Consider the following 21,142-nt stretch of genomic DNA (forward strand, 5'->3'; position numbering starts at 1 on the left):
AAACATTCCCGCCCTGCCAGGAATCGGATCAGGATTCCTTGAGCCAGCCTGCAAGCTCGGAAGCCCAGTAGGTCAGCACGGTATCGGCACCTGCACGCTTAATGCCGAGGACGGACTCCATAATGGCACCGCGCCGGTCGATCCAGCCGTTGGCGGCGGCGGCCTCGATCATCGCGTATTCACCGGAGATCTGGTAGGCGGACACCGGCACGGGGCTCATCGCGGCAACGTCCGCCAGGATGTCCAGGTAGCTCATGGCCGGCTTCACCATGACCATGTCGGCGCCTTCTTCAAGGTCCAGTTCGACCTCAAGGATGGCTTCGCGGCGGTTGGCGGCATCCATCTGGTACGTGCGGCGGTCGCCCTTGAGCTGCGAGTCCACGGCTTCACGGAAGGGGCCGTAGAAGGCGGAGGCGTACTTCGCCGCGTAGGCGAGGACGACGGTGTTCTTGTGGCCGGATTCCTCGAGTGCCTGGCGGATAACGGCGATCTGGCCGTCCATCATGCCGGACGGGCCCAGGACGTGGGCACCGGCGTCGGCCTGGGCGACGGCCATCTGGCCGTAGATTTCCAGGGTGGCGTCGTTGTCCACATATCCGTCGGCGTCGAGGACACCGCAGTGGCCGTGGTCGGTGAATTCGTCGAGGCAGACGTCGCCCATGATGACCAGGTCATCGCCCACTTCGGCACGGACGTCGCGGATGGCCTTGTTAAGGACACCGTCAGGATCCAGTGACGCGGTGCCGCGGGCATCGCGCACGGCCGGAACACCGAAGAGCATGATGCCGCCGACTCCCAGTTGCACAGCCTCCGCCGCGGCGCGCTTGAGGGATTCGGTGGTGTGCTGCACCACGCCCGGCATGGAGGTGATGGGGGCGGGCTCGCTGATGCCTTCGCGGATGAACGCAGGAAGGATCAGGTCTGCCGGGGCCAGACGGTACTCCGCAGTGAGCCGGCGCATGGCCGGGGTGGTGCGGAGCCGGCGCGGGCGGTGGTTCGGAAAGCTCATCGGGTGGTCCCTTCGTTGGCGAATACGGAGCCCAGGGCGGCCACAATGCCGTCCGGAGTGGGTACTTTGGCGGTGGCTGCCACCGGGATGCCGAGCGCGGCAGCTTCTGCCGCCGTCGGACGCCCGATGGCGATAAAACGGCAACCACCCAGCGGGAGCAGTGCCGCTGCGATGCGGCGTGCGGCGCTGGGCGAGGCGGCCACGACGGCGTCGATCGTCCCGCCGTCGAGCTCCCTTCTGGTCTGCAACGGGCTGAGTTCCTGCGGTGCCTCGGCGGTGGAACCACCGACGGCGGCAGGCAGTTCGGCCAGCAGCCGGAGCTCCGGCCGGGCCGGAAAATCGACGGTGTGGTACGCGACGACGGCGGTGACGGCAGCGCCTTTGGCGGCCAGCCCCTCACGCAGGGCAGGCGCAGCGATGTCCGCCTGCGGCAACAGTACCCTCGCCGGAGCGGCAGTCCAGAGGTCCACGAGCCCCTCTGCGGACTGGATGCCCTCCGGGGCCAGCGCCACCGGGACACTCACAGCTTCCAGTACCCGCCGGGAGGACGGCCCGATCGTGGCCACGCGCGTTCCGGCCGGCACCAGGGCAGCAGGTGTGGTTCCGCGCTCGGCGGCCTTTTCCACCAGCATGCGTACCGTGGTGATGCTGCTGATCACGAGCCAGTCGAAGGCGCCGGCCGCCAGATCGTCCAGGGCGTGATCCAGCGCCGGCTGGTCCGTTGCCCGTTCGAAGTCGATAAGCGGCAGGAGCAGCGGTTCGGCCCCGAGGCTGCTGAGCAGGGCGGCCAGCGGGCGTGCCCGGTCAGCGCTCCGGGTAATCAGGACCCGCCGGCCGGCGAGGACGCCCGGGTCATCAGGACGCGGCAAGATCCGCGATCTCCGCGGCGCCGGCAGCGAGCAGGAGCTCGGCCACCTCGATGCCGAGCAGCGTCGCGCCGATCTCGGTGAGACCGTCGGTGGCCTTCTTCTCGCGCACTGTCTTGGTTCCGTCCACGGCGCACACTACCGCTTCGAGGTAGAGCATGCTGCCCTTGCGGTACGCGAATGCACCCACCGGGGCAGCACAACCAGCCTCCAGCCGTGCCAGCACGGCCCGTTCGGCGGTAACAGCCAGCCGGGTGTCGTCGTCGTTGAGTGCGGCCAGGGCCTGGGCCAGCACGCCCTGTGAACCCCCGGCCGGACCGGCACCGCCGGGGGCATCGGCCGTCCGGCACTCAATCGCCAGCGAACCCTGCCCGGGGGCCGGCAGCATGACATCGGTCTCGAGGAACTCGCTCACCACATCCAGCCGGCTGATCCGCTCCAGCCCGGCAGCGGCAAGCACCACGGCATCCAGGTCTCCGGGAGCGCCGGGTGCGTTGCCAGGCAGTCCGGGCACGCGTCCCAGCCGGGTATCCACGTTGCCGCGGATGTCCTGGACGTCCAGGTCCGGGCGGACAGCCCGCAACTGGGCAGCGCGCCGTGGCGAGCCCGTGCCGACTTTGGCGCCTTGAGGCAGGTCTGCAAGCTTCAGGCCGTCGCGCGCGCACAGCACGTCGCGGACGTCCACCCGTTTGGGGGTCGCCGCAATGGTGAGGCCAAGCGCAGCGCCCGTGGGAAGGTCCTTGAGCGAGTGCACCGCAACGTCACAGGTGTTCTGCAGCAGGGCGTCCCGCAGTGCAGCGACGAACACTCCGGTGCCACCCATCTGGGACAGCGAGCCGGTCTTGACGTCACCCTCAGTGGTGATGCGGACCAGCTCAACGGGGAAGCCCCCGACGGCGGAGAGCTGGTCCGCGGTCTGCTGGGTCTGGGTCAGGGCAAGTTTGCTGGCCCTCGTTCCGATCCTGACCGTCACCGGGCGCCTGCTCCCCCGGCTGCGTCAGCTGACGCTGCCGGGTAGGGGTCGTGTCCGGTACCAACGCTGGTGTCAGCCCCCGCTATGGTGGGCTTCTCGCCGCGGAAGTTCGCGCAGCATCCTGGCCGGCAGACGTCGTACCACGGGCCGAGCCTGGTCAGGGCGGGCCGGTCACTGATGTTGTTGGCGCGGGTGCGTTCCGAGATGAGGTCCACCAGTCCGTTCACGAACTTGCGGTGCGTGCCCGGGGTGGGAACCCGGGTAGCGGCCAGCCCCAGGTTGCGGCAGGTCTCCAGCGCTTCGGTGTCCAGGTCCCAGACAACTTCCATGTGGTCGCTGACGAAACCGAGGGGGACGATGACGATGCCTTTGACGCCCTGGCCGGCAAGCTCCTCGATGGCGTCATTGATGTCCGGTTCGAGCCACGGCACGTGCGGGGCACCGGACCTGGACTGGTACACGAGCGACCAAGGTGCGGTGAGGCCGGATTCAGCCTTGACTCTTTCGATGACCGCTGTGCCGGTGGCGAGGTGCTGGGCAACGTAGGCCGAGCCTTCCTCGAATTCGCGCGGCTCGGCCTCTGACCGGCCGGCGGCCTCGGCGTCCCGGGTGGGGATGGAGTGCGTGGCAAAAAGGATGTGCACCGGGGCGTCCGGGGTGCCGGCGGCGGCAAGCTGTGCTCGGACATCCGCGAGGCCCGCAGCCGTTCCTTCGATGAACGGTTCCACAAAGCCCGGGTGGTCGAAGTACTGGCGGACCTTGTCCACCTCGAGCCGGCCGTCCAGCCCGCTCTCGGTCAGTGCAACGCCGATGTCCTCGCGGTACTGGCGGCAGCTGGAGTAACAGGAGTAGGCACTGGTGGTGACCATCAGCAGTTTGCGGTGGCCGGCGTCGTACGCGTCCCGCAGCGTCTGCGGAATGTAGGGGTCCCAGTTGCGGTTGCCCCAGAGCACGGGGAGTTCAATGCCGCGGGCGGCGAGCTCAGCCTCGAGGGCCGCCTTCAGCTGGCGGTTCTGCTCGTTGATGGGACTGATGCCGCCGTTGGCGCGGTAATGGTGGGAGACCTCTTCAAGCCGCTCATCGGGGATGCCGCGGCCACGGGTGACGTTCCGCAGGAACGGGAGGACGTCCTCCTGGCCTTCCGGTCCGCCGAAGGAGGCGAGCAGGACCGCGTCATAATCCTTGGGCGGCATGCGGCCGGCCTCGGTGACCGGGTTGACGGCCGTGACTCCGGAGCCTGCCCGGGCATCCAGCGGGGTCACGCGAGGACCTCTGCGACCTCGGATGCGCTGATGCGGCGGCCGGTGTAAAACGGGATTTCCTCACGGACGTGGTTGCGGGCCTCGGTGGAACGCAGGTGCCGCATGAGGTCCACCAGGTCCACCAGCTCGGGAGCCTCGAGACCGAGGATCCACTCCCAGTCGCCCAGCGCGAAGGAGGAAACGGTGTTGGAGATGACCTGTGGGAAGTCGCGGCCGAGCAGGCCGTGGTCCCGCAGCATCTTGCCGCGTTCCTCCTCGGGCAGGATGTACCACTCGTAGGAGCGGACGAAGGGGTACACGCACAGCCACTCAGCAGGCGCCACGCCACGGGAGTAGGCGGGGGTGTGGTTCTTGGCGAACTCGGCTTCCCGGTGGACGCCCATGGCGGACCAGACAATCTCGGTTCCGGCAAAAAGCGTGCTCCGGCGGATGTCGCGGATGGCCTGCTGCAGCGCCTCGGGCTTTGGGCCATGGAGCCACACCATCACGTCGGCGTCCGCGCGCATGGCTGAGACGTCGTAGCTTCCGCGATGCGTCACGCCCGCTTCGGCCAGCCGGGACAGCAATGCCTCGAAGTCGGCGGCAGCGTCAGCGCTGCGCACGAGATTCTCGGACCGTTTGAAAACAGTCCACAGCGTGAAGAACTGCTCGGCTGATTCTTCGGTTTTAGTGACAGATTCGGCAGAAGTGTGGCTCATGGTTACCAGTTTGCCCCTTCCGAACCAGCAAGTCGAAACCAACGACTTCTACAAGGCGTAGAAGTGGCGAACTTCACATCACCATCCGCTGCGCGGAACCCGCAGGCGTTTCCGGGCCGCCTCCCGGGCTGCCTTAGATCCGGCGGATCCGGGCGAAAACGAGTCCGGCGGCTCCAGCGGAGCCCACCAGCCCCACACCAAGCCAGACCTTCGCCGCTTCGGGCGCCGGTTCAGCGTCTGCGGCCGCCGCCGTTGCGCTCCTGGACGGCGGGCTTCCGGCGGTTCCTCCACCAGCGGCCGGCGTGGCGCGGGCACTCGTGGAACTGGATGAGGACGGGATTTCGGTGGGCGTGATGGCAGCTGCGGAATCCGGCCGGGCCGGATTCTTCGGCTCCGTTGCCGGCACAGCGGAACCGCCATCGGCTGCAGAAGAACCTCCGGCAGCACCTGTACCCGGATCCGAAGCAGCAGCAGTATCTGACGGCGACCCAACGGCCGCGGCCGGGATCAGCGGGCTTTGGGGGGCCGCACCGGAACCTGCCTCCCCCGGGGAAGCCGACGCGGCGCCGGAAGGGGCCGTTGCGGTGGAAGAAGGCTCCGGTGCCGTGGGGACCGGCGATGGCGTGTCGGCGGCCGGGGTCCGGGCGGTATCCGAAGAGGCAGCGGGCGGGGACGTCGGTGCCGGGACCGGCGATGCTGTATCTGTGGCGTCGGCAGAGCCTTTGTAGAGGCCCAGCCGGTCCTTCAAGGAACCTCTTTCCGCAGGGTTCTTGCCGGAAGCGGCTGCCTGTTCTGGCGGGGCGGGAGGCAGGCTGTCATCGGCCGCGCTTGAAGCGGGCACCCCTGCGGAAAGGACCAGTACCGCTCCGACGGCAGCCGCTGCAGCGCTACGCCGGAGTCCCCCATGGATACCGGTCCGCGAACGGGAAAATGCGGACCTGTCAATAACCATAGGTACCGACATTAGCCACACCGGCGGGAGGAGGGAAAACCGTAAAAACCCAGCGCCGGCGTCCCCGCAGGCCCAACCTTCCGTTGAACAGGGGCGATGGTCAGCCGAGCAGTTTTTGAATTTCCTGGCGTGTGTCGGACACCACGGCGGCGAGTCCGTTGCCGGCCACCCACCCGCCAACGATGGCAACGCCTGGCTGTTCGGCGCAGAGGGCCCGAACCTCGGCCACCCGCGCCTTGTGCCCTACGGCCGCGAAGGGCAGCGCCCCTTCCCATCTGACCACGTCCCAGTCAACGACGTCTTTCCGGTCGAGCTGGACCTCCAGCAGGGCCGACGCGTCGCTCAGGGCTGCAGCCAGGAGCTCCGGGTCGCTGGCCGGCGCTGGACCAGTTGCCCGGACACCGGCAGTGGCAGGTCCTTCCAGGCGGCCGTAGGAGAGCCGCAGCACGTGGGTTCCGGGACCTGCCGCGGCGGCCAGCCAGTCCCACTTCGCAGTGGCGTGCGTGAGGGCTTTCGCTTCAATGCCCGGAGCCTGGGGCGCAACGAGGATCCCGGTGCCCCGCGGCCGTGAGTCCAGCTCAGGTACGTCCACCACCAGGGTGACCAGCCGGACATCGGGACCGCTTTCCGGACTTCTGCCGGCCAGCGCGGGCACGGCCGCCTGAAGCAGCCCGACGGCGGCCGGGCCTGGGAGGCCCACCACCAGCAGGCCGGCGTCGTACGTTGAGTCCGCGGCGGTAACACGCCACCCGTCCCCTGCACGTGCGACATTTTTAGCGGCTGAGCCGCTCTTCAGCGTGACGCCGCGGCCCTGCAGGTCGGCGACGAGGGCGGAGATCAGGGTGTGCATGCCGCCTTCGAGGCTCGCGACGGCGGAACCCGCCTTGGCCAGTGGCCGCCTGCCGGCGTCGGAGGAACCGGAAGCTCCCGACGGCGGCAGCGCCGCCGGCAGGGCAGCAGGCCTGCTCCGCTGGGCGGCCACCGCGGCGGCGAGGGAACCATGGCTGCGGATTCCGGCGCGCAGGCCGGGAGCAACCATGTCCACGTCGAGGAGGCCGGGGTCCGCGGAGTGCACTCCGCCCACCACCGGCGCCACAAGCCGGTCCAGCACCCGGCGTCCCATCCGTGCGCGCACCAACGCCGAGACACTGCTGACATCCTTGGACGCGCCAACCGAGGCCGGCAGGAACCTGTCCAAGGACGCCCGCAGCGAACCGACAAACCCCAGGGACCGGCGGACCTCGGGATCCCACGGGTTGGCGGGAATACCCAGCACCCCGGTCTTTGGCAGTTCTCTCGGCCCATCGGGAAGCTGCACCCAGGCACCGCCGGGCCGGGGCTCAACGATCTTTCCCGCGAGCCCCAGCTCACGGACAAGATCCGCAACGGCACTCGAACGCGTGGCGAAGGACTCGGCCCCGCTGTCCAGGGTGAGGCCGGCCACAACATGGCTGCCCACGCAGCCGCCCCAGTTTTCCGTCGCTTCCACAACGGTTACGGTGAGGCCCGCAGCGGCCAATTCCCGTGCGGCCAGCAGGCCGGAGATTCCGCCGCCCAGGACGAGCGCTGTCCGGGCGGGCTTCGTCGGGCTGCCCACAGGTCTACTCCGGGGAAATGGAGTGGATGAGTTCGACCACCCGGGTCAGCACGGCGGGGTCGGTTTCGGGCGGCACGCCATGGCCGAGATTCAGCACGTGGCCGGGTGCCGCGGCTCCGGCCGCTATCACTTCGCGTACGTGGGCTTCAAGGACCTCCCACGGTGCGGAGAGGAGGGCAGGATCGATGTTTCCCTGCAGCGGGACGGTACCTCCAAGGCGCCTGTTGGCCTCGTCCAGCGGAAGGCGGTAATCCACACCCACCACATCCACGCCGACGTCGCGCATGGCAACCAGCAGTTCGGAGGTTCCGGTGCCGAAGTGGATCAGCGGGGCGCCGAGGTGGCGGACGTGGTCCAGGGCGCGCGCCGAAGCGGGCGCCACGTACTTGGTGTAATCGGCCAGTCCCAGGGAACCGGCCCACGAATCAAACAACTGACCCGCGGACGCGCCTGCTTCCAGCTGGGCACGCAGGAACATGCCCGAGGCGTCGGCTGCCCAGTTGGCCAGGGCGGTCCAGGTTTCGGGGTCCGCGTGCATCATGGTGCGCGGGCCCAGGTGGTCGCGGGACGGCTTGCCTTCCACCATGTACGCCGCGAGCGTGAAGGGTGCGCCGGCGAAACCGATCAGCGGGGTCTTGCCGAGCTGCGCGACCGTCAGGCGGACCGCTTCCCGGATGGGCTCCAGCGCTTCCCAGGTCAGCTGCGGCAGGGCGGCAACATCGGCCGCGGTGCGCACCGGCTTCTCCAGCACCGGTCCCACGCCGGGAACAATGTCCACGCCGACGCCGGCGAGCTTCAGCGGGATGACGATGTCCGAGAAGAAGATGGCAGCATCAACGTCGTGGCGCCGGACGGGCTGCAGGGTGATCTCGGATGCGAGCTCAGGCCGCAGGCAGGAGTCGAGCATTGCCACCCCTTCGCGCACCTTCAGGTATTCCGGAAGGGAGCGCCCGGCCTGCCGCATGAACCACACCGGACGCCGGGACGGCTTGCCGCCGCGGTACGCGGTGATCAGCGGGGAATCCGCCGTGCGCCCGTCCATCAGCGGGTGGCCGTCGGGAAGGGCGCCGCCGTCGGGCAGGGCATTGGACACGGCGTGGGACACGGCGGAGCTGGAAGTCATGCTCCGATTGTCCCCAAATTCGGGCGCAAAAGATAACGACAACCTGTCACCCCGCCCTTCCCGGCCCGGCCAGTGGCATGAATCACAGAGCCCTGTTGCCGGTCCCACGTTCCATGGTTGTTCTACCGGGCAACGAAAAAGCTATGATTGATCTGCTGTGGTTCTTTTCTCATTGGTGGCTACACACGCCGACATCGATCTTGAGACCGTTGCTCAGTTGAGCAACGGTGCTTCAGAGGTCGCCACATCCGCTCTCTCCGGATCGCCGGCAGTGACGGGTGCGGTGGTCCTTGCCACCTGCAACCGCTACGAAATCTACGGCGAGGCGCCTCATCCGGACGACGTCGAAGCGGCCAGGGCGGCCCTCGTTTCGCAGATCAGCGGCCTGAGCGGCCTGAACGAACAACTTGTCTCGCGCTCCTTCAGCACCCGGACCGGTTCCGAGGTCACCCAGCACCTCTTCGCCGTCAGCGCCGGGCTGGATTCCGCCGTCGTCGGTGAGCGCGAAATCGCGGGTCAGGTCCGGCGCGCCCTCATCACCGCCCAGCACGAAGGCACCGCAAGTTCGGGCCTTGTCCGCCTCTTCCAGGCCGCCTCCAAAACCGCCAAGGACGTCGGGGCCCAGACCGCCCTCGGATCACGGGGACTCTCGATCGTTTCCGTCGCCCTGGACCTTGCGACGGACCTTTCCGAGAACCCCGACTGGTCAGCGAAGAAAGTCGTGGTGTTCGGTACGGGAGCGTACGCGGGTGCCACCATGGCACTCCTCCGTGAACGCGGCTGCACCGACATCTCTGTCTTCTCCTCCTCAGGCCGCGCAGAGGGCTTTGTCGCCACCCGCGGCGGCACCTCGCTGGATTCAGAATCGCTCCGGCCGGCCGTTGCGGCCGCAGACGTCATGATCGGCTGCAGCGGTTCCGACACCCGCGTGGAGGCTGAAGAGCTGGCCCAGATCCGCGCGCAGTCACCGCAGCCGCTGATCGCCATTGATCTTGCCCTCACCCACGACTTTGACCCGGAAGTGGGAGAGCTCGACGGCGTTGAGCTGCTCACGCTGGAATCGGTTCGTTTGGCGGCACCGCAGGAACAGGCCGAGTCGCTGTCCCAGGCAAGCGGCATCGTTTCCGGCGCAGCCCGGGCCTTTGAACAGGAGCGGGAGGTCCGGTCAGTGGACTCGGCCATCGTTGCGCTCCGACGGCACACCATGAATGTCCTCGACGCCGAAATGGAAAAGGTTCGTGCGCGCCATGGCTGCACAGCGGCCGCCGAGGAAGTGGAGTTCGCCCTCCGCCGGATGGTCAAGCAGCTGCTGCACGTACCCACGGTGCGTGCCCGCGAGCTGGCGGCCAACGGGCAGCAGGACGACTACGTCTCAGCCCTTGAGACCCTCTACGGAATCACCGTCGAGCAGCCGGCTGTTCCGGCCCCGGCGGAATGCCCGGTGGACCACAAAGGCCTCGAAACCGCCTGAGCGCACGCCAACGCTCTCTCATTTCCTGCGCCTTTCTCGCCAACGCTCTCTCACTTCCGTCAGAAAAGTGCGCGAGCGTTACCGATCGGGCCGCGGAAAGTGCCAGAGCGTTGCTGCTTAACCGACGTTAAATGAGAGAGCGTTGCTGACTGGGTGTGGCTAGTAGACCGGCTTCTGCGGCTCCACGTCACGAACCCAGGCCAGGATGCCGCCGTCGAGATGGCTCACGCGCTGATAGCCGGCCTTCCTCGCGGCTTCCAGGACGTTGGCCGACCGGGTTCCGGCCTTGCAGTGAAACACGATGTCCTTATCCTGCGGCAGCTCTGACCAGGCCTCCCCGGCCAGAATGCGGCCCTGCGGGATCAGCACCGAGCCGTCGATGTTCACAATCTCGTGTTCGCCGCTTTCGCGGACATCCACCAGTTCGAAGTCCTTCAGGCCGGCCTTGCGCGATGCCAGCATGGTGGCCAGCTGCGTGGCAGTGACGGTGTGCTCGGTATCGGTGTCAGCGGCCGGCGCGATTCCGCAGAACGCGTCATAATCCGTCAGTTCCGTGATGGGTTCAGCCGCCGGGTCCTTGGACACGCGGATCTCACGCCAGCTGCCGCCCAGGGCGTCAAACAGGGCCACGCGTCCCAGGAGGGAACGCCCGACGCCGGTGATCAGCTTCACCGCTTCAGTCACCATCAGGGATCCCACGGCCGCGCAGAGCATCCCGAACACACCGCCTTCACCGCAGGACGGCACGGACCCGGCGGGCGGCGCCTCCGGGTACAGGTCGCGGTAGGTGGGTCCGTGCTTTTCCCAGAAGACGCTGACCTGGCCGTCGAAACGGAAGATGGAGCCCCACACATACGGCTTGCCCAGGATGGCCGCGGCGTCATTGACCAGGTAGCGGGTGGCAAAGTTATCTGCCCCGTCCAGGATCAGGTCATAGTCTTCGAACAGCTCCAGTGCGTTGGAGGCGTCAAGCCTGAGGTGATGGAGGCGGACTTCCACTAGGGGGTTCAGCGCGGCGATCGCGTCCCGGGCGGATTCGATTTTGGGCCGGCCCACGTCAGCAACTCCGTGGATCACCTGGCGCTGCAGGTTGCTGAGGTCAACGGAGTCGTCGTCAACTATTCCCAGCGTCCCGACGCCGGCGGCGGCCAGGTAGAGGAGCGCCGGCGAGCCGAGTCCCCCGGCGCCGATGACCAGGACCCTGGCGTTCTTCAGCCGCCGCTGCCCCAGAGCCCCGATTTCAGGAATAATGAGGTGCCGGGAATAGCGTTCCACCTCGGCCGGAGTAAGTTCACCGGCGGGCTCCACCAGCGGTTCGAGGGAAACAGGGGAGACATTTGGGGTCAATGTTGAAGCCATACTTCAATGTATGCCCCCAGATACCGCGCGGTCATATTACCGCACAGTAAAGTGGAGATAACTGCAAGCGAAAGTAGGACAACTGTGGTCCACGAAGCACGGGCTGACCGGGCGTCCGGCGGCGAACCTGCCGTACCTCCGCGCACCGGACAACGATCGGCCCGGCTTCCCCGGGATGAGCGCCGCGCGCAGCTGCTCGCCGCGGCCCAGGAGGTCTTTGTAGCCAACGGCTACCACGGCGCCGCCATGGACGAGATCGCCGAGACGGCCCATGTCAGCAAACCTGTGCTTTACCAGCACTTCCCTTCCAAACGCGAGCTGTACATTGCCCTGCTGGACAGCCATCTCGCATCCCTGACGGATCTGATGCTTGGCGCGCTGAACTCCACCACAGACAACGACGAACGCGTCCAGGCCGTGATGCGGGCGTATTACCGCTTTATCGCCAGCGACGACCAGGCCCACCGGCTGGTCTTTGAATCAGACCTCATCAACGATCCCGACGTCAGCTCCAGGCTCGAAACGTTCAACAAGACTTTCGCTGATGCCGTGGCCCGGGTCATCGCCGAGGACACCAAGCTCCCGCACCTGGAAGCCCAGCTGCTGGGCCGCGGACTGGCCGGAATGGCCCAGGTCAGCGCCCGCTACTGGCTGGAAACAGACGGTGATCTTGACCTGGATGTGGCCAGCGACCTCATTTACCGTTTAGCTTGGCGCGGAATCTCGCGCTTTCCCAAAGAGACCTAGACTACAAATAAGAGACACTAATAAATTTTTGATTGGCTGGGAGGCCCTGCATTGGAAATTAAGATCGGCGTACAGAATATTGGCCGCGAAATCATCCTGGAATCCAACCAGGACGCCGACGCCATTGCCAAAATTGTCGAGGAGGCAATTACGAAGGGCAGCGAGCTTCGCCTGAAGGATGACAAGGGCCGCGTCATCATCGTTCCCGGCAATGCCCTGGGCTACGTGGAAATCGGTGCCGAAGAGTCCCGCCGCGTCGGTTTCGGCCAGTTCTGACCGCGGGCACCCATGCTTTCACTCACCATAGTTGTCCTCGTGAGCGCGGCTGCAGGCTTTGTGGTCTGGGCCAATGACAAACGCCATACCAGGTACGGCATGGGGTTGCCCGCAGGAATTGCCGTTGCCGTGGGCGCGTTCAGCTGGATCATTTTCATGGCCGCAGGTTTTGGCTACCTGCCCGGCCTGACATGGATCCCCTGGATTCTGCCCATGGTCCTGGGGACCGCAGCAGCCATCGGAGCTGTCATCTACCTTGGCCGCACGCGCACCCGCCAGGACACCATGCGGCTGACGCAGGCTCTCAAGCTGTAGCTGGAACCGGCTGTAAAGCAGGCTGCACTTCTTCGGAATCAATGCTCCGGAATCAGTGCTCCGGCTGGTGCCCCGCCTCGGTGCACAGGCAGAGCCGGTTTCCTTGGGCATCCGTGACCACCACCCAATCAGGTGCGTGGTCACGGTTCATTAAGGCTCCGGCTGCCGCCGCCTTGTCCAGGACCGGCGCGGATTCGGCGAGGCTCCAGTGGACATCCACATGGAGCCTGTTGCTGTTGGGCGTGGGCGTTTCCTGGAACCACACACTGGGCCCACGGCCGTACGGGTCCACGAGGTCCCCGCCGGGCCCCTTCCTGTACCCCAGCGCCACGCGCCACACTTCGGCGATCTCGCCGGGGTCCGCGGTGTCGATGCCTATCTCCACCGTGCGGAACAGCCCCGGCTGCGCCTCTGCCCCTAGCTCTTCGGCCACGGAACTCGTTGCCTGCGCAGCAGCCGCATCCCGCTCGGTGACCTGGCCCCCGGCGTCGTGGGACGTCAAGCGGATAAACACCCGGTTGTACCGCCAGTCCAGGTCGGGATGGTGGTTCTGTTCTTCCGCGGAACGTCCGACGGCGGCAATCAGCTCGAGTGCGGCGGCCGACGTCGGCGCCTTGTAGACAGTCACCAGCCCGCCCAGCCGGTACCGCCAGTCCGGCAGTGCAGCCAGGACAGCGTCGATCCGTTCACGGGTGAGTATGTCTTCCTTGCCGGCCACGGCGGACTCCTCGGCTAGTACTCCAGAGCCCGGCCCGGCGGACGGCACCAGGGGCCGGCCTAGAGGAACTCTGCCCGGCCTTCCATGGCCGATGATGCCAAGGCGTGCTCACGGCGCGGTATCCTGCCGGCCGCTTTCGCCAGCCTACCGGCGATAACGGCGTGTTTGAAGGCTTCGCCCATCAGGGCCGGGTTCTGGGCGCGCGTTACCGCAGTGGCCAGCAGCACGGCATCGCAGCCCAGTTCCATGGCCAGCGCGGCGTCCGACGCCGTCCCGATGCCGGCGTCAAGGACCACCGGAACCGAGGCACGCGAGACGATCAGTTCGATGTTGTGCGGGTTAAGGATGCCCAGGCCGGTGCCGATAGGGGCGCCCAGCGGCATCACGGCGGTGGCACCCAGGTTTTCCAGGCGCAGTGCAAGGACGGGGTCATCGTTGGTATAGGCGAACACCTTGAAGCCACGGTTCACGAGCTGTTCAGTGGCATCCACCAGCTCGACGGCATCCGGCAGCAGGGTCTGTTCGTCCGCGATGACTTCCAGCTTTAGCCAGTCGGTCTCCAGCGCTTCGCGTGCCAGTTCTGCCGTCATCACCGCGTCGCGGGCGGTGAAACAGCCCGCAGTGTTGGGCAGGATCCGGATGCCGTGGTCCACCAGGAGCTGGAACAACGACCCCGATTCGGCGGGCGAATAGCGGCGCATCGCCACGGTGGTCAGCTCGGTCCCGGACGCCAGCAGGGCTGCGCCCAGCCCGTCCAGGCTGGGGGCTCCGCCCGTGCCCATGATGAGGCGGGAGCCGAGCTCGACGCCGTCGATGATCAGGGGGTCGCCATGCACTGGCTGTTCTGTTCCCTGTGTTGGGATGGTGCCGGTTTCTGTCATGGTGTCAGCCTCCTTGGACTGCGGTGACCAGTTCGACGTCGTCACCTTCGGCGAGCGCTGTGACGTACCACTGGCTGCGGGGTACTACTTCGGAGTTGTGCGCGACGGCGACGCCGAGTTTCTTCCCGTCAGTCGCCTGGCCATTGGCGGCGAGCGGCCGGCCGGTGATCTGGCTGACCAGGGTGGAAATTGAGGCGTCGTCGGCTACGGCATGCTGCGAACCGTTGAGGGTGATGATCATGCTGGTTCCTTTTGGTGGTCGATCGCGTCCGGCACGTCGTGGCCGGGGGTCTCCGGGCGTGAAAACCTTGATGGGCTCATGGCGGCCCAGCGCCGGTCCTCCCGGCCGTCCATGAGCTCACGGCAGATGACGGCCGCCGCCGGAGCCAGGAGCACGCCGTGGCGGAAGAAGCCGGTGGCAATAATCAGCCCAGGAATCTCGGGTACGCGGCCAAGGAGCGGTGCGTTGTCCGGGGTGGCGGGCCGCGCCCTGGCCGTGCATTCCAGGAGTTCCAGCTCCGAGACCGCAGGGACCAGGACCTGGGCGTCACGCAGCAGCTGGTAGACGCCGCCCGCTGAGACGGCGGTGTCCGCTGTGAGGGACTCCTCCGAAGCGGACACGGTATCTTCCCGCTGGGTGGCCCCGATCACCACTGAGCCGTCCTGCCGCGGAACGATGTAGACCGGCACGCCCCGGACCAGCCCTCGGACGGTGGAAGTGACCAGCGGGCGGAGGTGCCGGGGTACAGCCAGCCGCAGGATGTCGCCGTAGACAGGCCGGAGGGGAAGGTGCAGTCCCGCCGGCAAGCCGCCCAGGGTCGGCGCCTGCAACCCGTTGGCCACAATGGTTTCCGTGGCCTGGACTGTTCGGCCATGTCCCAGGCCCACGCCTGCGACGCGGCCGTTCTCCCAGAGAAGGGACCCGGCGCGCTCATCGACGGCGAATCCTCCGGTGGCCCCGTCAACTGCGGTTACGGCGCCGGGCCCATGGGTGGCAAGCAGCTCCCGCAGGGACACCACCAGTTTCCGCGGATCCACCTGGTGGTCAGCGGCAATTTCCAGGGCACAGGAAATGGCGGGGCTCAAGAGGCCCTCCTTGAGCCTTGCGCCGCGGACGGTGAGCGGTTCAACCTGCAGGCCGTGGGCCTGCTGCACCGCGCGCAGGTCCATCAGGGCCCGCCGGTCCGCAGCGTCCGCCCCGACAGCAAGGGTGGGAGTCGTCAGGTAGCCGGTATCCGCTGCTCCTGCGCGGGCAAGGTCCGCTGCAAAAGCAGGCCAGAGTCCTGAGGATTCGAGCATCAGCTCCAGGAGGTCTTCCTCCTGGTAGTGGAGTTCACTCACCGCGGCCAGCATGCCGGCAGCCGCCCAGCTGGCGCCCTGCCCCGGGGCGTCGTCAATCAGGGCAACGGAACGTCCCGAGCGCCGCGCCTCCCAGGCAATGCAGTGGCCGATGACTCCGCCGCCGATCACGGCCACGTCAGCCCGAAGTGTCTTCTCAGCGTGAAGCATCAAGGGGTTCCTTCCCTACGCCGGTATTAGCCGGATCAGGTCAAGCGGTCGGCTGTGACGCCCTCTCAGCCCGGCAGCTTTATGACGGCTGCAACGGGCTCCCGCAGTACCCGCCCAGTTTAGGGGAATTAGGCTGGCTTCCATGAACGTGACTTCCACACCCTCTTCAGGTCCCTCCGCCGTTCCTTCCACGGCGGGCTCCACACCGGATTCCGGCAGCGGACTCCCCCGCAGCGCCCGGCTGTACCTTTGCACCGATGCACGCCGGGACCGGGGGGACTTCGGCGAGTTCGTGGAAGCGGCATTTGCCGGCGGCGTAGACATCATCCAGCTCCGCGACAAGGAGATCGAGGCCGCCGAGGAACTGGAGCTGCTGGCGGTGCTTCGGGCGGCGGCCGAGCGGCACGGGCGCCTCTGGGCAGTCAATGACCGCGCGGACATCGCCCTTCTGTCCGGCGCGCCGGTCTTCCACATCGGACAGCAGGACCTGCCGGTGGCATCCGCCCGCTCGCTGCTTGGCGGAAACGGAGTGATCGGGCTTTCGACACATACCCCGGAACAGGTGGAAGGCGCCATTCGGCTGTCGTCGGCACTGGCAGCGCCCGACGGCGGCCTGGACTATTTCTGCGTCGGGCCGGTCTGGGCAACACCCACCAAACCCGGCCGGGCCGCCGTCGGGCTGGAGCTGGTGGAGTATGCAGCCGAGGCCGTGCGGGCGGCCGGCGGGGACCAGGAAACCGTTCCCTGGTTCGCGATCGGTGGAATCGACCTGGGCAACGTCGAAGAGGTGGTGGCGGCCGGGGCGCGCAGGATTGTGGTGGTGCGTGCCATCACAGAGGCCACGGACCCGGCGGCTGCGGCCGCGGCACTCCTGGCTGCTCTGGACGCGGGTGCCGCCTGACACCGCGTTGCCTGACAATCCCCCGCGCGGCGGGTCAACGCGTGCACGATCTGAGGAAACCGGGCTAATCTGACTTTTGTGTCACATCATCGTTTGGCTCCCTATGTCCGCGAACACACCAACGCCCTTGAGGCGGCTCTAAGTGCGCTTCGGACTGAGCTGGAACTGCCGGGGCCCTACCCGGAGGAGGCCGTCCGGGATGCCGAGGACGCCGTCGCCTCCCACGAACTGCCCGAAGCCGACCTGACGCACATCGAGTTCCTCACCATCGATCCGGCGTCGTCCACCGACCTGGACCAGGCGCTGTTCATCGAGCGCGACGGCGGCGGGTACCGCGTGCTGTACGCCATCGCCGACGTCCCTTCCTTCGTCCGCCCCGGTGGCGGCCTGGACGCCGAAACGCGACGGCGGGGCCAGACGTTCTACGCCCCTGACGGCCGTATCCCGCTGCACCCGGAGGTCATCAGCGAAGGGGCCGGGAGCCTCCTGGCCGGCCAGCTCTGCTCGGCGTTTGTCTGGGAGTTTGAACTGGACGACGCCGCACAGGTATCTTCTGTGGCCGTCCGGCGGGCCAGGATGTCCAGCCGGGCCAAGCTCTCCTACAAGGGCGTCCAGGCCGAACTCGATGCCGGATCAAACAACCCGGTGCTGCAGCTCTTGAAGGAAGTGGGCCTGAAGCGCGTTGAGCTGGAGCGCCGGCGCGGCGGTGCGAGCCTGAACATGCCCGAACAGGAAATCGTCCAGTTGCCCGACGGCGGCTACCGGATTGCCGCGGCGCCCCAGCTTCCGGTGGAGGACTGGAATGCCCAGATTTCGCTGATGACCGGCATGGCGGCCGCCAAGCTGATGCTTGACGGGAAAGTGGGAATCCTGCGCACCATGCCGGCCCCGGACGAGAGGTCGCTGCGGCATTTCAGGATCCAGACCGAGGCCCTGGGCAAGCCGTGGGACGGGAAAACCAGCTACGGCGAATACCTCCGCAGCCTCGATCCGACCCACCCCCGGCAGCTTGCCATCCTGCACTCCGCCGGCATGCTGTTCCGTGGTGCGAGCTACACGGCGTTCGACGGAACTGTCCCGGACGACGCCATCCAGTCGGCCATCGGCGCCGCGTATGCCCACACCACTGCACCGCTGCGCAGGCTGATCGACCGCTTTGTCCTGGTGATCTGCGAGGCCCTGAGCAACGGCCGGCCGGTTCCGGACTGGGCCCGGGAGGCACTGCCCTCCCTGCCGGAGATCATGGCAGGATCTGATCAGCTGGCGGCGCGGATGGAGCGCATGGCCCTGGACACCGTGGAGGCTGCCCTGCTGGTCAACCACATCGGGCAGGACTTTGATGCGATTGTGATTTCGGGTTCCAAACCGCAGAAGGATATCGGGAACGGAAAGAGCAGCAACGGGAAGAACGGAAACGGGAAGAACGGCAATGGGCCTTCAGGGATCATCCAGATCGCCGAACCCGCCGTGACAGCCCGGTGCGCCGGTGACATGGAATCCGGCACCAAGGTCAGGGTCCGCCTGATCTCCTCGGACATCGCCGCCCGTGAGGTCCACTTCGAACTGCTGGCATAGCCTTCCGCGCCCGGTTTGAAGTGGCTGAAACCGGTATTCGGGGTCCTTACGGCTAGACTGAAGAAGTAGAAATGGATGCCCGGTCGTTGATTTCCTTGATTTTGAATTCAACAAGCCCGCCCCTACGCGATCTTGAGATGTACCAGTTGGTCACCAGTGCCAGCATTTAGATAGCCCGCGATCGGCTTCCACTGGATTTGCTTGCGCGCTTCGAGCGTGCTCCGGAACGGCTTCGGCCGGCCCGTTGAGCAGGCAGCGCCAATGCCCAAATGAATAAGGAAACTCCCCTGTGAGTGAATTGCATACCCACCAACTGCTGACTGACGACTCCGGCATCGAGACCCTCGAACCGGAAGAGACCATCATCTCGGACGAGAAGCCGCACGAGATCGAGGAGAAATCCTTCGCGGACTACAACGTCCGCGCCGACATCGTGGAATCCCTGGCTGACGCCGGGATCACCCACCCCTTCCCCATCCAGGCCATGACCCTGCCGGTGGCACTGTCAGGCCATGACATCATCGGCCAGGCCAAGACCGGCACCGGCAAGACCCTCGGCTTCGGCATCCCCGCACTGCAGCGCGTGGTGGGACCGGACGACGCCGGCTTTGACAAGCTCGCCGTCCCGGGCGCCCCCCAGGCCCTGGTCATCGTCCCCACCCGCGAGCTGGCAGTGCAGGTGGCCAACGACCTCCAGACCGCGTCCCGCAAGCGCAACGCCCGCATAACCACCATCTACGGCGGCCGTGCGTATGAGCCCCAGGTGGAGGCCCTGCAGAAGGGCGTCGAGATTGTGGTGGGAACCCCCGGCCGCCTGATCGACCTTTACAAGCAGAAGCACCTGAGCCTGAAGAACGTCAAGATCGTCATTCTGGACGAAGCTGACGAGATGCTTGACCTGGGCTTCCTGCCCGACGTCGAGACCCTCATCGCCGGTACCCCTGCGGTCCGCCAGACCCTGCTGTTCTCCGCCACCATGCCCGGCCCCGTCATTGCCATGGCGCGCCGCTACATGACGCAGCCCACCCACATCCGCGCCGCCGACCCCGATGACGAGGGTCTGACCAAGCGCGACATCCGCCAGCTCATCTACCGTGCCCACAGCATGGACAAGATCGAAGTTGTTGCCCGTATCCTGCAGGCACGTGGCCGTGGCCGCACCATCATCTTTACCAAAACCAAGCGCACCGCCGCCAAGGTGGCAGAGGAACTCGTGGACCGCGGCTTCGCCGCCGCAGCCATCCACGGCGACCTCGGCCAGGGCGCCCGCGAGCAGGCCCTTCGCGCGTTCCGCAACAACAAGGTTGACGTTCTCGTTGCCACAGACGTAGCCGCCCGCGGCATCGACGTCGACGACGTGACGCATGTGATCAACTACCAGTGCGTCGAGGACGAAAAGATCTACCTGCACCGTGTGGGCCGCACCGGCCGCGCGGGCAACAAGGGTACCGCAGTGACCTTCGTCGATTGGGACGACATGCCCCGCTGGGGCCTGATCAACAAGGCACTGGGCCTGAGCGTCCCTGAGCCGGTGGAGACGTACTCCTCGTCGCCGCACCTCTTCGAAGAACTGGACATTCCGGAGGGAACCAAGGGGCGCCTCCCCCGCAATAAGCGCACCCTCGCCGGGGTTGATGCCGAGGTCCTGGAGGACCTGGGCGAAACCGGAAAGAAGAACACGCGCAGCAGCGGACGGGACAGCAACACACGGTCCGCCGGCCCACGTGACGGCGCCCGCGATGGTGCCCGTGACACCAGCCGCGACCGCGTACGGAGCTCCCGCGGCACCGGCGATTCGGCCGGCCGCTCAGGTGAGCGCCGCCGTCGTCCGTCAGAAGCCGCGGCGGCAGGGACCGGCCCAGCCGTCGAAAGCCCGGCAACGGCACCGTCCGAGGCCGAGCAGCCCTCACGTACCCGCCGGAGCCGGACACGGACGCGCCGCCGCAACGGCGAAGTGGTGGCCGGTGCGGACAACGGCTCGCTTCCCGGCAGCACCGAGGCCTAAAAACCTCAATGACTGACACCGTCTGGGCGCCGGACGGCAGCAACCTGGTGGTTCACGCGGATAACGCGGAGTTCCTCCCCACGCTGCCGGACGGCGCCTTCACACTGATATACGTTGACCCGCCGTTCAACACCGGCAGGGTCCAGAAGCGCCAGGAAACCCGGATGGTGCTCACCACCGACGGTGACGGCGACCGCGTGGGCTTCAAGGGCCGCTCCTACGACACCATCAAGGGCGCCTTGCACCGCTACGACGATGCGTTCAGCGACTACTGGTCCTTCCTCGAGCCACGGCTCGTGGAGGCGTGGCGCCTGCTGGCCGACGACGGCACGCTCTACCTTCACCTGGACTACCGTGAAGTCCACTACGCCAAAGTCATGCTCGATGCCATCTTCGGCCGGGAGTGCTTCCTCAACGAGATCATCTGGGCCTACGACTACGGCGCGCGCGCGAAATTCCGCTGGCCCACCAAGCACGACAACATCCTGGTCTACGTGAAAAATCCGGCGAAGTACCACTTCGACAGCGCCGAAGTGGACCGCGAGCCCTACATGGCCCCTGGCCTGGTCACCCCTGCAAAACGCGAACTCGGAAAACTGCCCACAGACGTCTGGTGGCACACCATTGTCTCCCCCACTGGCAAGGAAAAAACCGGTTACCCCACCCAGAAACCCGAGGGGCTCATCCGCCGCGTGGTGGCAGCCTCAAGCCGCCCGGGCGACTGGTGCCTGGACTTCTTCGCCGGCTCGGGAACCCTGGGGGCCGTAGCGGCCAAGCTGGACCGGAAGTTTGTCTGCGTGGACCAGAACCAGCCTGCCATCGATGTGATGGCGAAGCGGCTCGGGGGCCACGCAGAGTTCACTTCGTTCCCGGCAAAAGAGCTGTGAAAGCCTGATCCCTCATGC

21 protein-coding genes and 1 riboswitch are annotated in these 21,142 nt (G+C 66.8%); of the genes, 9 read left to right on the forward strand and 12 right to left on the reverse strand.

The genetic code is table 11. The features are described 5' to 3' along the window. Positions 1-28: 28 nt before the first annotated feature. The 5 genes from hemB to hemQ form a co-directional block, all read right to left on the reverse strand. Positions 29-1,009 (reverse strand): porphobilinogen synthase, encoded by a 981-nt coding sequence (gene hemB / locus ACS5PJ_RS09025; protein WP_439434572.1) that lies wholly within the window; start codon positions 1,007-1,009, stop codon positions 29-31. Beyond that, complete coding sequence (locus ACS5PJ_RS09030) at positions 1,006-1,878, reverse strand: uroporphyrinogen-III synthase (protein ID WP_439434573.1); 873 nt, start codon at positions 1,876-1,878, stop codon at positions 1,006-1,008. The genes hemB and ACS5PJ_RS09030 overlap by 4 nt, the downstream gene beginning before the upstream one ends. Further along, entirely contained in the window at positions 1,865-2,848 is a 984-nt protein-coding gene (hemC, locus tag ACS5PJ_RS09035; protein WP_439434574.1) for a hydroxymethylbilane synthase, read from the reverse strand. Before hemC ends, ACS5PJ_RS09030 begins: the two co-directional genes overlap by 14 nt. Continuing rightward, positions 2,845-4,041, reverse strand: a complete 1,197-nt coding sequence (locus tag ACS5PJ_RS09040; RefSeq protein ID WP_439434794.1) for a ferrochelatase — start codon at positions 4,039-4,041, stop codon at positions 2,845-2,847. Before ACS5PJ_RS09040 ends, hemC begins: the two co-directional genes overlap by 4 nt. Before the next feature lie 65 nt (positions 4,042-4,106). Further along, positions 4,107-4,808 (reverse strand): hydrogen peroxide-dependent heme synthase, encoded by a 702-nt coding sequence (hemQ, locus tag ACS5PJ_RS09045; protein WP_439434575.1) that lies wholly within the window; start codon positions 4,806-4,808, stop codon positions 4,107-4,109. A 302-nt stretch (positions 4,809-5,110) separates the two neighbouring features. Here hemQ and ACS5PJ_RS09050 point away from each other — a divergent pair, with 302 nt between their 5' ends. After that, on the forward strand, positions 5,111-5,536 hold the full coding sequence (locus tag ACS5PJ_RS09050; protein ID WP_439434576.1) for a hypothetical protein: 426 nt from the start codon (positions 5,111-5,113) through the stop codon (positions 5,534-5,536). A 324-nt stretch (positions 5,537-5,860) separates the two neighbouring features. On the opposite strand, the gene hemG is transcribed toward ACS5PJ_RS09050, so the two are convergent. Together hemG and hemE are read right to left on the reverse strand one after the other, a co-directional pair. Next, on the reverse strand, positions 5,861-7,357 hold the full coding sequence (gene hemG / locus ACS5PJ_RS09055) for a protoporphyrinogen oxidase (protein ID WP_439434577.1): 1,497 nt from the start codon (positions 7,355-7,357) through the stop codon (positions 5,861-5,863). A gap of 4 nt (positions 7,358-7,361) precedes the next feature. Then, entirely contained in the window at positions 7,362-8,480 is a 1,119-nt protein-coding gene (gene hemE / locus ACS5PJ_RS09060) for a uroporphyrinogen decarboxylase (protein ID WP_439434578.1), read from the reverse strand. 157 nt (positions 8,481-8,637) lie between these two features. Between hemE and ACS5PJ_RS09065 the strand changes: the two genes are divergently transcribed. After that, positions 8,638-9,951, forward strand: a complete 1,314-nt coding sequence (locus ACS5PJ_RS09065; RefSeq protein WP_439434579.1) for a glutamyl-tRNA reductase — start codon at positions 8,638-8,640, stop codon at positions 9,949-9,951. Positions 9,952-10,110: 159 nt separating this feature from the next. Here ACS5PJ_RS09065 and moeB read toward each other — a convergent pair whose 3' ends face one another. Next, entirely contained in the window at positions 10,111-11,310 is a 1,200-nt protein-coding gene (moeB, locus tag ACS5PJ_RS09070; protein WP_439434580.1) for a molybdopterin-synthase adenylyltransferase MoeB, read from the reverse strand. Between the two features lie 84 nt (positions 11,311-11,394). Between moeB and ACS5PJ_RS09075 the strand changes: the two genes are divergently transcribed. The 3 genes from ACS5PJ_RS09075 to ACS5PJ_RS09085 are packed head-to-tail and all read left to right on the forward strand — an operon-like array spanning position 11,395 to position 12,648. After that, positions 11,395-12,057: a TetR/AcrR family transcriptional regulator gene (locus ACS5PJ_RS09075; protein WP_439434581.1), complete on the forward strand. Its 663-nt coding sequence runs from the start codon at positions 11,395-11,397 to the stop codon at positions 12,055-12,057. A 51-nt stretch (positions 12,058-12,108) separates the two neighbouring features. Then, positions 12,109-12,333 carry a DUF3107 domain-containing protein gene (locus ACS5PJ_RS09080; protein ID WP_354146065.1) on the forward strand — a complete coding sequence of 75 codons (225 nt, stop codon included), beginning with the start codon at positions 12,109-12,111 and terminating at the stop codon, positions 12,331-12,333. 12 nt (positions 12,334-12,345) lie between these two features. Next, the gene (locus tag ACS5PJ_RS09085; protein WP_439434582.1) at positions 12,346-12,648 is read left to right on the forward strand and encodes a hypothetical protein; all 303 of its coding nucleotides are present in this window, start codon (positions 12,346-12,348) and stop codon (positions 12,646-12,648) included. A 52-nt stretch (positions 12,649-12,700) separates the two neighbouring features. Here ACS5PJ_RS09085 and ACS5PJ_RS09090 read toward each other — a convergent pair whose 3' ends face one another. The 4 genes from ACS5PJ_RS09090 to thiO form a co-directional block, all read right to left on the reverse strand. Next, a complete protein-coding gene (locus tag ACS5PJ_RS09090; protein ID WP_439434583.1) occupies positions 12,701-13,366 on the reverse strand; it encodes a 4a-hydroxytetrahydrobiopterin dehydratase in 666 nt (221 codons plus the stop codon). 59 nt (positions 13,367-13,425) lie between these two features. After that, on the reverse strand, positions 13,426-14,247 hold the full coding sequence (locus ACS5PJ_RS09095) for a thiazole synthase (RefSeq protein ID WP_439434584.1): 822 nt from the start codon (positions 14,245-14,247) through the stop codon (positions 13,426-13,428). Between the two features lie 4 nt (positions 14,248-14,251). Continuing rightward, positions 14,252-14,488 (reverse strand): sulfur carrier protein ThiS, encoded by a 237-nt coding sequence (gene thiS / locus ACS5PJ_RS09100; RefSeq protein ID WP_439434585.1) that lies wholly within the window; start codon positions 14,486-14,488, stop codon positions 14,252-14,254. Next, on the reverse strand, positions 14,485-15,756 hold the full coding sequence (thiO, locus tag ACS5PJ_RS09105; RefSeq protein ID WP_439434586.1) for a glycine oxidase ThiO: 1,272 nt from the start codon (positions 15,754-15,756) through the stop codon (positions 14,485-14,487). The genes thiS and thiO overlap by 4 nt, the downstream gene beginning before the upstream one ends. Further along, positions 15,751-15,871: riboswitch (TPP riboswitch) on the reverse strand. Its footprint overlaps the gene before it by 6 nt. 27 nt (positions 15,872-15,898) lie before the next feature. Here thiO and thiE point away from each other — a divergent pair. The 4 genes from thiE (at position 15,899) to ACS5PJ_RS09125 (ending at position 21,124) form a co-directional block, all read left to right on the forward strand. Next, positions 15,899-16,657 (forward strand): thiamine phosphate synthase, encoded by a 759-nt coding sequence (gene thiE, locus ACS5PJ_RS09110; protein WP_439434587.1) that lies wholly within the window; start codon positions 15,899-15,901, stop codon positions 16,655-16,657. A 78-nt stretch (positions 16,658-16,735) separates the two neighbouring features. Further along, the gene (locus ACS5PJ_RS09115; protein WP_439434588.1) at positions 16,736-18,232 is read left to right on the forward strand and encodes an RNB domain-containing ribonuclease; all 1,497 of its coding nucleotides are present in this window, start codon (positions 16,736-16,738) and stop codon (positions 18,230-18,232) included. 289 nt (positions 18,233-18,521) lie between these two features. Next, complete coding sequence (locus tag ACS5PJ_RS09120; RefSeq protein WP_439434589.1) at positions 18,522-20,237, forward strand: DEAD/DEAH box helicase; 1,716 nt, start codon at positions 18,522-18,524, stop codon at positions 20,235-20,237. Positions 20,238-20,245: 8 nt separating this feature from the next. Further along, positions 20,246-21,124 carry a DNA-methyltransferase gene (locus ACS5PJ_RS09125; RefSeq protein WP_439434590.1) on the forward strand — a complete coding sequence of 293 codons (879 nt, stop codon included), beginning with the start codon at positions 20,246-20,248 and terminating at the stop codon, positions 21,122-21,124. Positions 21,125-21,142 lie beyond the last annotated feature (18 nt).

Origin of the sequence: Pseudarthrobacter cremeus (assembly GCF_051857465.1) — a bacterium.
In the GTDB taxonomy this organism is placed as follows: Bacteria; Actinomycetota; Actinomycetes; order Actinomycetales; family Micrococcaceae; genus Arthrobacter.

Coding starts and splice junctions, on each gene's coding strand:
- hemB (WP_439434572.1), bottom strand. CDS start 1,009: ATGAGCTTTCCGAACCACCGCCCGCGCCGGCTCCGCACCACCCCGGCC.
- ACS5PJ_RS09040 (WP_439434794.1), bottom strand. CDS start 4,041: ATGCCGCCCAAGGATTATGACGCGGTCCTGCTCGCCTCCTTCGGCGGA.
- hemQ (WP_439434575.1), bottom strand. CDS start 4,808: ATGAGCCACACTTCTGCCGAATCTGTCACTAAAACCGAAGAATCAGCC.
- hemE (WP_439434578.1), bottom strand. CDS start 8,480: ATGACTTCCAGCTCCGCCGTGTCCCACGCCGTGTCCAATGCCCTGCCC.
- moeB (WP_439434580.1), bottom strand. CDS start 11,310: ATGGCTTCAACATTGACCCCAAATGTCTCCCCTGTTTCCCTCGAACCG.
- ACS5PJ_RS09085 (WP_439434582.1), top strand. CDS start 12,346: ATGCTTTCACTCACCATAGTTGTCCTCGTGAGCGCGGCTGCAGGCTTT.
- ACS5PJ_RS09095 (WP_439434584.1), bottom strand. CDS start 14,247: ATGACAGAAACCGGCACCATCCCAACACAGGGAACAGAACAGCCAGTG.
- thiS (WP_439434585.1), bottom strand. CDS start 14,488: ATGATCATCACCCTCAACGGTTCGCAGCATGCCGTAGCCGACGACGCC.
- thiO (WP_439434586.1), bottom strand. CDS start 15,756: ATGCTTCACGCTGAGAAGACACTTCGGGCTGACGTGGCCGTGATCGGC.
- thiE (WP_439434587.1), top strand. CDS start 15,899: ATGAACGTGACTTCCACACCCTCTTCAGGTCCCTCCGCCGTTCCTTCC.
- ACS5PJ_RS09125 (WP_439434590.1), top strand. CDS start 20,246: ATGACTGACACCGTCTGGGCGCCGGACGGCAGCAACCTGGTGGTTCAC.